Source organism: Pseudomonas sp. Ps21-P2 (genome assembly GCF_039672565.1).
In the GTDB taxonomy this organism is placed as follows: Bacteria; Pseudomonadota; Gammaproteobacteria; order Pseudomonadales; family Pseudomonadaceae; genus Aquipseudomonas.
This window is the reverse complement of record NZ_JBDFPL010000014.1, coordinates 16478-30941: the sequence shown is the minus strand read 5'-3', so window position 1 is coordinate 30941 and position 14464 is coordinate 16478. Positions and strand designations below refer to the sequence as shown.

Genomic DNA, 14464 nt, shown 5'->3' with positions numbered 1-14464 from the left:
GGGGTGGCGTTTCACCTTGCTCGCGAAAGCGTTCGAACATGCGAGATCGATGCAACTGCCTACCGCGTTCGCGAGCAAGCTCACTCCCACAGTTTCGGTGTACGCCGAGGATCTCAGGGGATGCACAAGCAAAAAGGGGGCATCACTTGAGTGATACCCCCTTTTTCATAACGCTTCCAAACTACGGCAGCTGATCATCCAGATGCTTGTTCTTCCACGCGTCATTCCCCGGCAGGATCAGGTTCAGCACGATGGCGGTCACGGCGCACAGCGCGATGCCTTTCATGCCGAAATCATCAGGGCCGTTGCCGGTGCCGATCAGCACGCCGCCGATGCCGAACACCAGCGTCACGGACACGATCACCAGATTGCGCGCCTCGGCCAGGTCGACCTTGTGGCGGATCAGCGTGTTCATGCCCACCGCCGCGATCGAGCCGAACAGCAGACACAGAATCCCGCCCATGACCGGCACCGGAATGCTTTGCAGCAACGCGCCGAACTTGCCGATGAAGGCCAGGGTAATGGCGAAAATCGCCGCCCAAGTCATGATCTTCGGGTTGTAGTTTTTCGTCAGCATCACTGCGCCGGTCACTTCGGCGTAGGTGGTGTTGGGCGGGCCACCGAAAGCGCCAGCCACGGTCGTCGCGATGCCGTCACCCAGCAAGGTGCGGTGCAGGCCGGGCTTCTTCAGGTAATCACGGCCCGTCACGCTGCCGACCGCAATCACGCCGCCGATGTGCTCGATGGCCGGAGCGAGTGCCACCGGTACGATGAACAGGATCGCCTGCCAGTTGAATTCCGGTGCCGTGAAGTGCGGCAAGGCCAGCCATGGCGCGGCAGCAATTTTCGCCGCATCGACCACGCCGAAATAGAACGACAGCGCAAAACCCACCAGCACGCCCGAGATGATCGGCACCAGGCGGAAGATGCCTTTGCCAAACACGGCAACGATCAACGTCGTCAGCAGCGCCGCCATCGAAATGATGATGGCGGTGTTGTACGGGATCAGCTCTGCGGCGCCGTCACCCGTCCGCCCCATTGCCATGTTGGCGGCAATGGGTGCCATCGCCAGACCAATGGAAATGATCACCGGCCCAATGACCACCGGCGGTAGCAGGCGGTCGATGAAACCGGTGCCTTTGATCTTCACGGCCAGGCCAAGGAAGGTGTAGACGAAGCCTGCTGCCATGACGCCGCCCATGGTCGCGGCCAGGCCGAACTGGCCCTTGGCGAGAATGATCGGGGTAATGAAAGCAAAGCTCGACGCGAGGAAGACCGGCACCTGACGGCCTGTCACCACCTGGAAGCACAGGGTGCCCAGGCCTGCCGTGAACAGCGCAACGTTGGGATCGAGGCCAGTGATCAGCGGCATCAATACCAGCGCGCCGAATGCCACGAACAGCATCTGCGCGCCCGACAGGATGGTGCGCCAGAGTGGATCGTTGAACTCATCCGGCTTCATCAGGCGTCCTTCTGCTTGGTGCCGAAAATCTTGTCGCCGGCATCGCCCAGGCCCGGAATGATGTAGCCGTGTTCGTTCAGTTGCTGATCGATGGACGCGGTGTAGATGTTGACGTCCGGGTGGGCCTTCTCGACGGTAGCGATGCCTTCCGGCGCGGCAACCAGCACCATCGCGCGGATGTCGCGGCAGCCGGCTTTTTTCAGCAGGTCGATGGTGGCAACCATCGAGGCGCCGGTGGCGAGCATCGGGTCGATGATCAGCGCCAGACGCTGGTCGATCTCGGGAGCGAGCTTTTCCAGGTACGTGTGGGCTTCGAGGGTTTCTTCATTGCGCGCGACGCCCACGGCACTGACCTTGGCGCCCGGGATCAGGCTGAGCACGCCTTCAAGCATGCCGATACCGGCCCGCAGGATCGGCACCACGGTGATCTTCTTGCCGGCGATCTTCTCGACCTGAACCGTGCCGGCCCAACCCTGAATCTCGTAGGTTTCCAGCGGCAGATCCTTGGTCGCTTCATACGTCAGCAGCGCGCCGACTTCCTGAGCCAGCTCACGAAAATTCTTGGTGCTGATATCGGCACGGCGCATCAGGCCGAGCTTGTGGCGGATCAGCGGATGGCGGATCTCACGAATGGGCATAGGGGAAAGGCTCCAGCGGGCGGGCAAAAAAAACGGCTTAGATTAATCTATTCAGCTGTAACTTGTCCTGACGGTTAGGTTCGCGTGTCGAGATTTCTGGAACGGCAGTGCAACGTTAGTCCAGAAACACTTGCCCTGATGTCGGCGGATGCGTACCTTTGCCCGCTTTTCCTTACACAGCCCCCTTGGAGAGCGTCATGTCCGCTGATCTCGAGCATATCCGTCAAGTCATGCGCGAGGCTGACTGCCTTTACAACGAGGCCGAAGTCGAAGCCTCCATCGCCCGCGTCGGCGAGCAAATCAATGGCGTGCTGGCCGATCGCAACCCGGTGGTATTTTGCGTCATGAACGGCGGCCTGATCTTCGCTGGCAAGCTGCTCACTCATCTGAATTTCCCGCTGGAAGCGTCCTACCTGCACGCTACCCGCTATCGCAACGAAACCAGCGGTGGCGACCTGTTCTGGAAAGCCAAACCTGAAGTTTCGTTCATCGACCGTGACGTGCTGATCATTGACGACATCCTCGACGAAGGTCACACCCTCGGCGCGATCATCGACTTTTGCAAACATGCCGGTGCAAGCGCTGTTCATACCGCCGTGCTGATCGACAAGGACCACGACCGCAAGGCGCGCCCTGACCTGAAAGCAGACTTCGTCGGTCTGCCTTGCATTGACCGCTACATCTTCGGGTACGGCATGGACTACAAAGGCTACTGGCGCAACGCGGCCGGGATCTATGCCGTGAAGGGGATGTAACAGCAAGCACCGCTTTATTGTGGGAGCACCACCCCGGCCGCTCCCACAGGATCTGCCTGATCCGGGCATAGCCCATGCTAGAGTGCCTCCCACTTTTTCGGGAGGCGCCCATGTCGTTATCGTTTCGAACCACCGCTGCGTGGATGTTGCTGTTGACGCTGCCACTCCCCGCACTCGCCGAACCCATGCACGCGCAGTACCTGCCGCCGGACGAATTGTCCGTGCGCGAGGGCGAACCCGAGCAGCAGCAATTGCTGCAGATCACTGAGTATTCGGTGGTGATCGGCAGCCAGCGTCAGTCCAATCAGCAACCGATCCCGGTCACCTCGCCACTGACCCTGCGCCTGAAAGGCAAGCCCATGAACAAGGGCGCGACCATTGCCGACGTGCTGATCCACTTCGACGGCGAAAGCAAAAGCCTGAAAAAACCGACTTACGACGAGCCGTCGCGCACGCTGACGCTCTATTACCCGGCGACGCAATACCGCGTGCTCGTGGACTTGCTGCGTAACGAAAAGGTCTACTGCCAATTCCTCAGCTATGCCAACGGTCACGTCTGGGCCGACCTGCACACCGGCAGCGTACGCGCGCGTTGAGCCGGCGACCGGGCGGGGGGTAAACTGCCCGCCCGTGAAATGTCCCGCAAGTCAGTTGGAGTCAGCAATGCGTAAAGATAAGAAGCAGGTGATTGGCGATGAAATCGGCGACGCCCAGATCAAGCTGTTCCTGGATTTCGAGCCGGTTGACGCGACTTCGCCGTCGCTGCACAAGCTGATCAAGGCTTATCGAGGCCTGCGCGTTGACGATTTCGCGCGGTTTCTGACGTTCTTCAAGGAAGCCGGTTACGACCTCGACGGCAAAGACGAACACGGCAATGACTTCGTGGCGCTGATCAAGGATCAACGCAATGCCGAGGAATACATCGAACTGATCGACAGGGCGAAAGGCTGATTCGACCCGCTTCCCGGGCGCCGTCCCTCGGCGCCTGATGCTTCCCTCCGGTAATCAGATTCCTGCTTACGCGCTCTCACTACAGAATCGAAAGACCCTTCCTACCGCCTCCTTCGGCGTTTGCGACTATCGAAAGCGGCACGCTGATTCATACTCAGCCCTGTGACAACGCTCACAGGAACGCGAGCAGGACGCTCGCATCATCAAGCGAAAAGGAATTCACGACATGAACAACGTAAAGACTTGCTTCACGCGCACAATCGCCGCCATCGCAATGATGGTCGCGGCAGCATCCGCTCAGGCGGCTTACCCCAATAAAATCCAGCTCAACATGGAAATGTGGAATCAGACAGGCATCGACCTCGCGCTGGTATGGTCCAGCTGGGCCAAACCCAATGCTGATTACACCGGTTACGGCTTTTCGGCTGACGCACCCACTGCATCTGTGTCCATCCCGCTGAAGAATCCTCGCAATGATTCTGCGAGCTTCCGCGTGAGCGGCGAAGGCAAGACCTGCGAGTTCACGGCAGCCCACTCGGTGACGTTCAGTTGGGTCTCGATCACACCGGCGCCGGAGAAGTCGGCAACGGGCAGGTCGCTCGGAACAGTACCGGCGGAATGCATCGCATCGGTGACCAAAGGGACGAACTCGATGCAGGCGTACTCCGTCAGATTTGTGATGAAGTAGCGTTGAAGCTGCAGCCCGGATCTTCCGGTTAAAGCGGCTGCCATTGAGTGCAAAAACAGAAAACCCCGCCTGGTTTGGCGGGGTTTTCTTTTACAGCTTTTTGAAGCAACCCAACGATCAGGCGAAAGTGGCTGCTTCGCTGTTCTGCACCAGATCCAGGGTGGCATCGCTCTGAGCACTGACACGCTGATAAAGCTGCGCATCGGTTTCCAGTGCCTTTTCGCGAGCCGGGAAGATCTCGTTCAGCTTGGTGGCCCACTCGGTGCGCGCCTTGTCCGGGAAGCAACGCTCGATCAGGTCCAGCATGATCGAAACGGTCACTGAAGCGCCCGGCGAGGCGCCCAGCAGTGCGGCGAGGGAGCCGTCCTTCGCCGACACCAGCTCGGTACCGAACTGCAAAACGCCGCCTTTTTTCGGGTCCTTCTTGATGATCTGTACCCGTTGACCGGCCACTTCCAGGCGCCAGTCTTCGGCTTTGGCTTCCGGGTAGAAACGGCGCAGTGCATCGAGCCGCTGTTCCATCGACTGCCGCACTTCACTGATCAGGTACTTGGTCAGGTCCATGTTGTCGCGGGCCACTGCCAGCATTGGCGCGATGTTGGCTGCGCGGATCGACAGCGGCAGGTCCAGCAGCGAACCGTGCTTGAGGAACTTGGTGGTAAAGCCGGCGTAAGGTCCGAACAGCAGGGACTTCTTGCCGTCGACAACGCGGGTGTCCAGGTGTGGCACCGACATCGGTGGCGAACCCACTGCCGCCTGGCTGTACACCTTGGCCTGATGATGCTTCACCACTTCAGGGTTATCGCAACGCAGCCACTGGCCGCTCACCGGGAAGCCGCCGAAACCCTTGCCTTCCTCAATGCCGGACATCTGCAGCAATGGCAACGCCGCGCCGCCTGCGCCCAGGAACACGAATTTGGCGTCGATGTTGCGAGTCTCGCCGCTGTTCACGTCCTTGATGGTGACGGTCCAGCCGTCACCCTGGCGGCTCAGATCGGTGACGCGTTTGCAGTATTTGACCTGCGCATCGGGCGCGCTGGCCAAGTGCTTGAGCAGCATGTTGGTCAGGTTGCCGAAGTTGACGTCGGTGCCGTGCATGACTCGCGTCGCCGCGATAGGCTCATCGGCTGGACGGCCGGGCATCATCAGCGGCATCCACTCTGCCAGCTTGCTTTTGTCTTCGGTGTATTCCATCGAGGAAAAGGCGTGGTGCGGACGCAGTGCTTCGTAGCGTTTTTTCAGGTACGCCATGCCTTTTTCGCCCTGAACGAAACTCAGGTGCGGAACCGGCGTGATGAACGAGCGCGAGGAGCCGAACGTGCCTTTGCGAGCCAAGTAGGCCCAGAACTGTTTGGAGACTTCGAACTGGGTGTTGATGTGAATCGCTTTCTTGGTGTCGATCGAGCCGTCGGCCGCTTCCGGCGTGTAGTTCAGCTCGCACAGCCCGGCGTGGCCGGTACCTGCGTTGTTCCAGGGGTTGGAGCTCTCTGCAGCACCGGAATCCATTAGCTCGACGACTTCAACCTTGAGGCTCGGGTCCAGCTCTTTGAGCAGTACGGCGAGGGTGGCACTCATGATGCCTGCCCCGACCAGCACTACGTCGACTGCTTCGTTATGCGCCATTAACGCGTCTCCAAAATCTGCAGCACCAAATTGACGGCATGCGTTCCCGTGGTCAGTCGCCAGGTTCGGGCGGCGCGGTGTTCGCGCAGTGCCTCGTTCAACCTGGCCGGGATCGCCATGTCCGATTCTTCGCAATTTTTTGCATCTTCAGCGGACGCCACCGAACGAGCCTGGTTGATGCTTTTATAAGGCAAGCATGAACGCATTTTTCGGCCCGTACAGCAATTCGACTATCGTCAAGGCGTCCGGTTGTGCAACCAAATCCGTAGCGGACAGGCTTCAGGCTCTTTTGACGGAGACTGCGGTGCGGTCGGTCCTTTGCAAGGGGGCTGGGTCAGACGCTAACGGTGCATTTACAAACGCGAAACTATTCATTTGCTTGCCACACTCTTGTGAAGTTGTGAAAACCCGTTTTTTTTCACGCTCTTTTGGAGACGCGAACCTCAAAAAGGGCTGCGCGATGGCAGCTCTGCAGATCAGGTTCATACGCGATGTGAGGCAAGAACTGGCGAAGGACGTTCGGATTAGTCGACGATCCGGCGTCTGCGCTGCGGCCACATCGGGCTGCACATGTCTGTGTGGAAGGCTCTCTGTGGGCGTTACGAAGGAGTCGATAATGGCTATCGACGATGCTGCGAGGCCCGATCAGGAGACGTCCTTATAATCGGGGGAAGATTATAGCGATGAAACGGGCAGAAATGATCCAGGAAAAATGACTTTTATTCGTCTTTTGGTCAGATGCTGAGCATATGCCGGGCGGTAATCGCCCGTGACCGGGAAGTCACGCGGGCGCTGGAGGGGAGTGGGCGCTGCAGCCAGCACAGGTTTGCTTCGTGGACTTCGACCCACCCCTGACCACAGGGCGTTTCTGCGCAGTGCTTGAATGCCAGGCAAATGCCGTGCTGGTCCAGACGGGCATAGTGACGATGACGGCGGCGCAACGAGAACAACGACCAAAGAAAGTCCATGGCAGGACTCCTTGCTGGAGAGTTGAAAAAAGTATGGCCGGCAGGCATGACACCGCTGTGACGTTGCGATTGCGCAATTGTGTTGATTTTGATCCTGTGGACAACGTCGTCTGCCCGGAACCGGTGGGATGGCACTTTGTCGTATCTTTACCCTAGTGAGCGGCCTTGGGAGGTCGCTATACTGCGGCACATTTTGTGCCTTGGCCCATGGAGAAATGAGCATGTTGCGTCGCGTTCTGTTCGGTTTGCTTGCCGCTGGCAGTCTGACCCTGGCGGGCTGTGCCCACAGCCCGCAATCCCTTACCCCGGAACCCAAGCTGAACGCTCAACTGGCGCCGGTCGGCCACGGCCAGCAAGTGGTCGTGCGCGTGGTTGACGGTCGTCAGTCGCAGCAACTGGGCACTCGTGGTGGCCTGTACCCGGAAACCAGTTCGATCACCGTCAATGGTCAGCAGTTGCTGCCGCAGCTGCAGGCTCAGGCTGAAGCCGGCGTGCGGTTGCTGGGTTTCACGCCCGTGCAGAATGGTAATGGTCCGCAGCTGACCGTCACCCTGGCAGACCTGAAGTATCAATCGCCGAAAGAAGGCCTGTACGTCACCGAAGCCAACATCAGCTCTACGTTCCGCGCTGACGTTCAGAACGCCGGCCGTAACTACAGCGGTCGCTACGCGGCCTCACTGGATCAACGCTTCGGCATGGCGCCAAACGAAGAGACCAACACCAAGCTGATCAGCGACGTGCTCAGTGACGCACTGACCCGCCTGTTCCAGGATCAGACGATTGGCCGCACCCTCGGCCAGTAAGTTCAGCGCCTGATTCTGACGTACAAAAAAGCCCCGGTTTCGCGAGAAGCCGGGGCTTTTTGTTTGTTCAGCGGCGTCACCTGGGGCTCGCAGCGCGGGGGTCAAGCTGCCTGATAAAAGTCCAGAAAACTGAAACCGGTCTGCAGATCCACTTCCGGCAGATCGTTGTGCGCATGGCCGCCGAGCGCGCAGTACACCAGCCAGTGCCTGTCCTGAACGTTGAACGCCAGTGCGTCGATCAATGCTTCCTGTTCGTCGCTGGGGGCGATGAGGTAAAGGCGGTCCTGGTTGTGGGCGTGCAGCATGACGCTCTCCGTGGCGGTGGGTCGATTTGAGGTCCCACACAGTGCCCGGTTCAGGTGACGTTAAGGTGACAGCGACTAGTGTGAGCGACAGATCCAAACAGAGTCTGCGGCGCCCATTAATCCGGCGTCATCGAGGCACCATGTCGCTTATCCATCACGCCCCCGGTCTCGCCATCAACCTCTGCGCCTTGCTCGCCGCCGGCCCCGGCATCTGGCTGCTGCACACCACCCGTACTCGCGAGCAGCGGGAGATGGCCCATCTGCACCATCTCACCGAACAAGCCCCAATCGACGAACCCATGCACCTGATGGATGTGCCCACCTTGCGCATGATCCGCCTGAGCTATCGGTTCGGCACGGCGTGCCTCGCGTTCGCGCTGCTGTTGTCGTGGGTGAGCACCAAGCTGTGATCGCTTAAAAGGCCAGCGTCACCCTGGCGTTCAGGGTTTGATCCGACGCATCGCTGCTCACTTGTCCGTTGTAACTCAGCCCGACGCTCAGCGTGTCGCTCAAGCCCAGATCGACCCCCGCACCAAGCACTGCTGCGTTGCGGGCAATCGGTGCGCCGGAGAGATCGAAGGTGTCGCCGCCGCTGAAGGCCGCGCGGTTCTCTGGCGTCACGTCGCCGTAGGCACGACGCCAGCCCAGTGTCGCGTTGGGCTTGATCGCGACGCTGCCCGCATTCAAGCGAGTGGCGGCGCGCAGGCCGAGGGTGCTGAAGGTGATGTTGTTGTCCTGAGACTTGTTCTCCAGTCTGATCGCATTGCTGTTTTCATCGAAGGAATCCGTGTCCAGTCGCACATGGGCGAGGTTGGCGAAGGGCTCAAGTTGCGCATTGCCCAGCTCGATGGCGTAACCCAGTTCGCCAAATACCTGATTGGTCGCCGCGTTGTAATCTTCCTTGAAGTGCTCGGAAGCCCCTGGCAAGTCCAGCGTGCGCTTGGCCGTCAGATCGTGCCAGGTGCGTATTGCGCCAAGGCGCAGGCCCAGTTGACCCCACTTGGCGCCGGCATAGACGCCCAGATGGTAGTTGTCGCTGTCGGTCGAGCCGGAGGCATGGCGCAGGTCGAAGCTGCTGTTGCTGAAACCGGCCATGGCACCCACGCGCCAGGTGTCGTCGAGTGGCACGTCTGCGCCGAACAATATGCCGCTGCTGTGCGTGTCGAGACCCGAGACATCACTGGTGCTGTCGGTTTTGCCGGTCGCGCCGATGGCCTGAGTCCAAACCGCGCCACGGGAGTCGTCACCGACGAGGGTTTGCGTCGTGCCGCGAAGTGCCGGTGCTGACTGCGCTTGCTGCAAGCGATCGTTCACGGCGTTGCGCACCAGACGGCTGTCCTCGATCAGCGCGGACTGCGTCGACGCATGCAGCTCATTGGACAGTGCCTTGAACGTGGCCTGGGCGGTCGACGTATCGTCCTGCACCACTTCACGCCAAAGCGCGTTGCCAGCGCCCGCGCTGTCCAACCCTTGGGCGACGGCTCGGGCATTGCGGGTCGTCGCCAGGCTGGCGAAGGTCTGTGCGTTGCGGTCCAGGGTCAGTCCGACATCGGTCGCCGTGTAATTCAGCGTCGGGGTGAGAAAAGCGAAGTTGGTTCGCACGTTGGCAAACGCACCGCTGACGCCACCGGCTGCCTCGAGAATCGAGTAGCGGCTTGCGGCCAGCCAGTTACCGCCTTCAACCAGCGAGATTGTGCTGTTGTTAATGGTTGCACGGCCGCTGGCGACGATGCGGTCGGCTCTGCCGCTGGCGTCCGATTCAATCTGGTAAGTCGAGCCCTGAGCCAGGTTCACATCACCGTTGACGTTCAGTTGCCCGACCGAATTACCCGGCGCCACCACGCCGCCCTGCGCGACATTGATGCCGCCGACGGTGCCATTGCCACCCAGCGTTGCGCCTTGCTGCACGCTGACGATGGAGTTGCCCAGATTGCCATTGACCGCCAGCCGACCCCCTTGCACCGTCGTTGCGCCGGACAGGCTGTTGTTGCCCGTCAGGTTCAGCGAGCCGATGCCACGTTTGATCAGCGCGCCGTTGCCCGTCAGGGTATTGGCGAGGGTGTCGTTGGTTGACTGATCGACCACCAGCGTCGCGTTGTCGGTGATTGTCCCGCTGCCGAATGCTTTGGCATGGCCGGTCAGCACGCCGCCGTTGATCACGGTGCCGCCCGCGTAAGTGTTATTGCCGGTCAGTATGAGATTGCCGCTGCCGTTCTTGATCAGCGCGCCGCTGCCGCTGATGTCGTTGCGCCAGGCGTCGATGGCGTTATAGCCGCCGAGGCTGGCGTCCATGTTGACCGTGACGTTGGAATTGAACGCCGCATAACCATCGCCCGCGGCGTACAGGTTCAGGCGGCCATAGCCCCCTGACTGATCGATCACCGCATAGCCTGAGGAGATTTCAGTGGTCGCCAGAATCTCGCGGCGCTGACTGGCGTCCAGGTAAGGGAAGCGGGTTTCCAGCAACACTTCGGCGTTGGTTGGCACCACGGCGGCCAGGTTGGTCGGGCCCACCGGATCGAAGCCGTAGGTCATGCGCGAGGTGAACAGCGCCTTGTCTTGCGCATGTTGAGACGTGCGATCGGTGGCCGGGTCAATGCTCGCCATGCAGTTGTTGACGTCGCCGCCGCATTGCGTCGTGAAATAACTCAGTGCCTGAGCACGCGCATCGGCGCGCAGTTGGGCGTTGGCCGGATTGGAGAGGTTGTCGATGGCGAAGTACGTTGCGGTGATGCGTCCACCCATCACGTCGAACGGCGAGTGCATGCCGGCTTCAATGCGGTTGTCGCCAATTTCCGAGGCGCGCAGCATCAACTCGCTGAAACGCTCGGGAATGGCATAGGCCAGTGCGTATGAAGACAGGTACGCGGCATTGGTATGGCCGCTGGGAAAACCCGAGTCGCTGGCGGGCGTGGTGCTTTCCGCCGGGCGCAGGGAGGGCGCGACCACGAAGTCCAGGCTCTGACCATCCAGGCTTTGACGCCATGGCCGCGGATACAAATAGTGGGATTTGGCGGGCGTTGTCGAGGCGTCGTTGCGTACAGCGCTGACCAGATCGACGACTTTGCCTAGCGCCGAGGACGAACTGCCGGCGCCATTGCCTTTATCGTCGTATTTGACGGTTTTGTTGCTGTCGTCGAATTGCGTGATGGTCGTGAAGGCGCCAGCGCCTGCCTTGTAGGCAGCGCTCAACGAGCCGAGGCCGCTGATGGCGCTGTAGCTCTGGTCACGGCGGTCATCGAAGTAGGCGGCGGTTTCCTGGGCGAGGGTCCGAGTGTTGGCGCGGTCGACCACGATTTGCAGGTTGCGCCGTAGCAGACTCTGACCCAGAGCTGTGGGGGTGCCCGTGTCCCAGGTCGCGCCGGTCGTCCATAAGGTATTGAATCCGGAAAGCAGGTCGACACCGTTGATGGTGTCGTCTCCCGCACGGCTCGCGGCCTGAACCGACACGGCGAGCAATGAAAGTACCAGGGAAAACACCATTACATGGGCAACCGGTTTGCTGGATCGCATAGCGTACGCCTTCACTCATTTGGATAGGCGACGACCTTAGCGAGCCAGTCTTACGCTTGAGTGTGTCAGCGGTGACACATTTGTGAAGGCTGATATCGCCAAGGCAACGGAGGCGCACAACGAAAAACGGCGCCCTGGGGCGCCGTTTATTCTTGGAAGCGTAGGGCGCCTAAAGTGGCAACCCGGCCTTCACCCGGTACTGATTGCGTACCGGCATCGCGTATTGCTGAATCAGAAACGGCCGGTGCTCGGCAGGGCAGCCATTGAGTCGGCGCTGCCATTCCTCTTGAGCGCGTTCCAGTTCGTCCGCCGGGAATACTTGAGCCGCGTTCGGCACTTGGAGCGCCGGCTCGGCGTTGGCCCACTGCGCGTACGCCAGGTAATGCACCGGGAACAGGCGATAGCCCCCGAGAATCTGCCGGTCCATTTCGATGGCCAGCAGCTTGGTGTCCTCGAACAGCTCGGTGATCGGCGGGGCAAAGTTCACGTGCACGCGGCCTTTGTAGCCGGTGATCCCCAGCGCGATGCTGACGTCGTCCTCGCCCGGCACTTTGGTGTAACTGCCTGTGGTGGCGCGGATGTACAGCTCCCGCGCCTTGGCGTAATCGCACGGGTCGTATTCGTAGCTGATCGACACCGGCGTCAGGTTCAACGACTGGATGACTTCGCCGAACGGCTCGTCCTTGCGGCTCATGTGGAACATCTTGAGGATGGCCGACTCGGTGCGGTCGTCGCCGTCTTTGGCGCGGCCTTCAGCCTGGGCGATCCAGATCGACTGGCAGTCATTGCGGATGGAATGATTGATGTACGCCGACAGCAACTGGTAAGCCGCCATCTTCTCGCGACGCCCGGTGATCGAGCGGTGCACGATGAAGCTCTTGTTCAGGCGCATCAGGTCGCTGACGAAGGGCTTTTGCAGCAGGTTGTCGCCAATGGCGATGCGTGGCGTTGGTAGGCCCGCGTGGTAGACCGCGTAATTGACGAAAGCAGGGTCCATCACGATGTCGCGGTGGTTAGCCAGAAACAGGTACGCAACCCCTGACTTGAACTGCTCGACGCCGGTGTAGGTCACACCGTCAGTGGCCCGTTCGATGGTGTGATCGACGTAATGCTCGACCTTGTCCTGCAGGGCCGCGACGGTGTCGATGCCGGCGAACTGGCGACGCAACTTGCGCGCGATGGCCGGTTGCAGAATCCAGCCGAGGGAGCCGGCCAGACGCGGAAATCGGAAATGCGTGAGGATCGCGAGGAACGCCTTGTCACCCAGCAGCCGATCAAGTACGGCTTTTACTTCGGTGTCGTCGTACGGTCGGATGGCATCGAATTCGCCCATCATGCTCTCTTGTCGGAAACGGCTAAGGTAATGGAGGTCGAGTCCGGTGCAGCAGCGAGTCACGACACCACAGGCTTGATGCCTGGGCGGCGGGGCGGCCGCACAACAAGGCGGCTTCGCTCAAGGTGTCGACTCAGGCTGATGCCCGGATGCTGAGGAATAAAGCTCGACCCGCAAACAAGTCGGCGATTATACGCAAAACTGGGCCCGGAGACTGCGATGCAGGAAATACAGGATTACGACTGCCCTTATTGTGGCGAACCGGTGGAGGCGGCGCTGGATCTGTCCGGCGGCGATCAGACCTACATTGAAGATTGCCCCGTCTGCTGCCGGCCGATCATCTTCAGCCTGCAAACCGATGGAGAAGAGTGGACGCTGGACGTCCGCAGCGAGAACGAGTGATGCGCAAGATTTATGAGCCCGAACACCTGATGGAAGGTGAGCTGCTGCAGGCCATGCTCGCCAGCGAAGGCATCGAGTCCCACATCACCGGGCGTCATTTACTGGGCGCCGTTGGGGATTTGCCGGCGTTCGGGTTGTTGGGCCTGACGGTCGAGGATGACCAGGCCGAGCGGGCGCGTCTGTTGATCACCGAGTACAATGCCGCCTTTCCGCTGTCCGGTGACGAGCCGGACAGCTATCCCGATGTGTTGCTGTGCTGAATCCGGTTCGCGCGCGCCTCATTCGCTTTCAAAAAGAGTTGTGCTGAACCCATGTGTGGACGTTATGCGCTGTTTCGTTGGTCGCCTGCCTTTGCGGCCCTGCCCGGATTTCCGAGCGACCAGCAAGCGCAGTGGAATATTTCTCCTGCCGCTTCTGTCTTGATGGTTCGGGCAGCGCCAGGCGAGGTCGAGGAGGGCGCCGAGCGCGGACGCGAAGTGGCGCGGGCACGTTGGGGGCTGACGCCGCCCTGGCTGACCGACATGTCGCGCACGCCGGCCCATGCTCGCGCTGAAACCGTAGCGGAGCAGCCGATGTTCAAACAGGCGTTTCGTGAGCGACGTTGCCTGCTGCCGGCCAACGGCTTTTATGAGTGGCGTGGCAGCGTGCGCAAGCGGCCGTTCTGGCTCACGCCGGCCGAAGGATCGACGCTGTATTTCGCGGCGATCTGGGAGGCCTATCCCGTTGAAGGCCACACCTACCTGAGCGTTGCTGTGGTCACGCAGTCGGCCATGAGCCAGCGTCGACCGTTGATTCTCGACGAAGAAGGGCAGCGCGCCTGGCTTGATCCGGACTGCCCGCTGATCACTTTGCAGGCCATGCTCGCCGCCCCGCAGATGCAACTGCGCGAACGGCCTTTGGCCAATCTGGTGAACGATCCGAAGCTCAACGCGCCGGAATGCCTGACGCCGTTGTAGTGCTGTCTCACGGTGTGAATCGCGATCCCGTATTTCTTTCCTGTTACACAGCCGCGTTTTCCTGCGC

17 protein-coding genes are annotated in these 14464 nt (G+C 60.5%); 9 read left to right on the top strand and 8 right to left on the bottom strand.

Going from position 1 to position 14464, the window contains the following annotated elements:
* Positions 1-181 precede the first annotated feature (181 nt).
* Positions 182-1462: a uracil-xanthine permease family protein gene (locus ABEH28_RS25845; RefSeq protein WP_346631453.1), complete on the bottom strand. Its 1281-nt coding sequence runs from the start codon at positions 1460-1462 to the stop codon at positions 182-184.
* The gene (gene upp, locus ABEH28_RS25840; protein ID WP_133771905.1) at positions 1462-2100 is read right to left on the bottom strand and encodes a uracil phosphoribosyltransferase; all 639 of its coding nucleotides are present in this window, start codon (positions 2098-2100) and stop codon (positions 1462-1464) included. Before upp ends, ABEH28_RS25845 begins: the two co-directional genes overlap by 1 nt.
* Positions 2101-2297: 197 nt before the next feature.
* Here upp and ABEH28_RS25835 point away from each other — a divergent pair, with 197 nt between their 5' ends.
* The 4 genes from ABEH28_RS25835 to ABEH28_RS25820 all read left to right on the top strand — a co-directional run bounded on the left by ABEH28_RS25835 (position 2298) and on the right by ABEH28_RS25820 (position 4494).
* The gene (locus tag ABEH28_RS25835; RefSeq protein WP_346626971.1) at positions 2298-2855 is read left to right on the top strand and encodes a hypoxanthine-guanine phosphoribosyltransferase; all 558 of its coding nucleotides are present in this window, start codon (positions 2298-2300) and stop codon (positions 2853-2855) included.
* A gap of 110 nt (positions 2856-2965) precedes the next feature.
* Positions 2966-3451 carry a hypothetical protein gene (locus ABEH28_RS25830; protein ID WP_346631452.1) on the top strand — a complete coding sequence of 162 codons (486 nt, stop codon included), beginning with the start codon at positions 2966-2968 and terminating at the stop codon, positions 3449-3451.
* A gap of 67 nt (positions 3452-3518) precedes the next feature.
* Complete coding sequence (locus ABEH28_RS25825; protein WP_192174933.1) at positions 3519-3806, top strand: PA4642 family protein; 288 nt, start codon at positions 3519-3521, stop codon at positions 3804-3806.
* A 226-nt stretch (positions 3807-4032) separates the two neighbouring features.
* Positions 4033-4494 (top strand): hypothetical protein, encoded by a 462-nt coding sequence (locus tag ABEH28_RS25820; RefSeq protein ID WP_192174932.1) that lies wholly within the window; start codon positions 4033-4035, stop codon positions 4492-4494.
* 117 nt (positions 4495-4611) lie between these two features.
* Here the strand turns inward: ABEH28_RS25820 and mqo are convergent, their stop codons facing one another.
* The 3 genes from mqo to ABEH28_RS25805 form a co-directional block, all read right to left on the bottom strand.
* Entirely contained in the window at positions 4612-6117 is a 1506-nt protein-coding gene (mqo, locus tag ABEH28_RS25815) for a malate dehydrogenase (quinone) (protein WP_346631451.1), read from the bottom strand.
* Positions 6117-6311 carry a hypothetical protein gene (locus ABEH28_RS25810; protein ID WP_133771915.1) on the bottom strand — a complete coding sequence of 65 codons (195 nt, stop codon included), beginning with the start codon at positions 6309-6311 and terminating at the stop codon, positions 6117-6119. The genes mqo and ABEH28_RS25810 overlap by 1 nt, the downstream gene beginning before the upstream one ends.
* Before the next feature lie 540 nt (positions 6312-6851).
* Positions 6852-7085 (bottom strand): hypothetical protein, encoded by a 234-nt coding sequence (locus tag ABEH28_RS25805; RefSeq protein ID WP_346626974.1) that lies wholly within the window; start codon positions 7083-7085, stop codon positions 6852-6854.
* 221 nt (positions 7086-7306) lie between these two features.
* Between ABEH28_RS25805 and ABEH28_RS25800 the strand changes: the two genes are divergently transcribed.
* Positions 7307-7888, top strand: coding sequence for a YajG family lipoprotein (locus ABEH28_RS25800; protein WP_192174929.1), 582 nt, complete (start codon positions 7307-7309; stop codon positions 7886-7888).
* Positions 7889-7989: 101 nt separating this feature from the next.
* Here ABEH28_RS25800 and ABEH28_RS25795 read toward each other — a convergent pair whose 3' ends face one another.
* Positions 7990-8193 (bottom strand): hypothetical protein, encoded by a 204-nt coding sequence (locus ABEH28_RS25795; protein WP_065991803.1) that lies wholly within the window; start codon positions 8191-8193, stop codon positions 7990-7992.
* Between the two features lie 140 nt (positions 8194-8333).
* On the opposite strand from ABEH28_RS25795, the gene ABEH28_RS25790 reads away from it, so the two are divergent.
* Complete coding sequence (locus ABEH28_RS25790; RefSeq protein WP_172609708.1) at positions 8334-8603, top strand: hypothetical protein; 270 nt, start codon at positions 8334-8336, stop codon at positions 8601-8603.
* Positions 8604-8607: 4 nt separating this feature from the next.
* Here the strand turns inward: ABEH28_RS25790 and ABEH28_RS25785 are convergent, their stop codons facing one another.
* Positions 8608-11706: an autotransporter domain-containing protein gene (locus ABEH28_RS25785; RefSeq protein WP_346631450.1), complete on the bottom strand. Its 3099-nt coding sequence runs from the start codon at positions 11704-11706 to the stop codon at positions 8608-8610.
* Between the two features lie 169 nt (positions 11707-11875).
* Entirely contained in the window at positions 11876-13039 is a 1164-nt protein-coding gene (locus ABEH28_RS25780; RefSeq protein ID WP_346631449.1) for a 1-acyl-sn-glycerol-3-phosphate acyltransferase, read from the bottom strand.
* A 219-nt stretch (positions 13040-13258) separates the two neighbouring features.
* On the opposite strand from ABEH28_RS25780, the gene ABEH28_RS25775 reads away from it, so the two are divergent.
* From ABEH28_RS25775 to ABEH28_RS25765, 3 genes are read left to right on the top strand one after another with little or no spacing between them, the layout of a single operon-like run.
* Positions 13259-13441: a CPXCG motif-containing cysteine-rich protein gene (locus ABEH28_RS25775; protein WP_192174926.1), complete on the top strand. Its 183-nt coding sequence runs from the start codon at positions 13259-13261 to the stop codon at positions 13439-13441.
* Positions 13441-13701 (top strand): DUF2007 domain-containing protein, encoded by a 261-nt coding sequence (locus ABEH28_RS25770; protein WP_346631448.1) that lies wholly within the window; start codon positions 13441-13443, stop codon positions 13699-13701. Before ABEH28_RS25775 ends, ABEH28_RS25770 begins: the two co-directional genes overlap by 1 nt.
* A 51-nt stretch (positions 13702-13752) precedes the next feature.
* Positions 13753-14397, top strand: a complete 645-nt coding sequence (locus ABEH28_RS25765) for an SOS response-associated peptidase (RefSeq protein WP_192174924.1) — start codon at positions 13753-13755, stop codon at positions 14395-14397.
* Positions 14398-14464 lie beyond the last annotated feature (67 nt).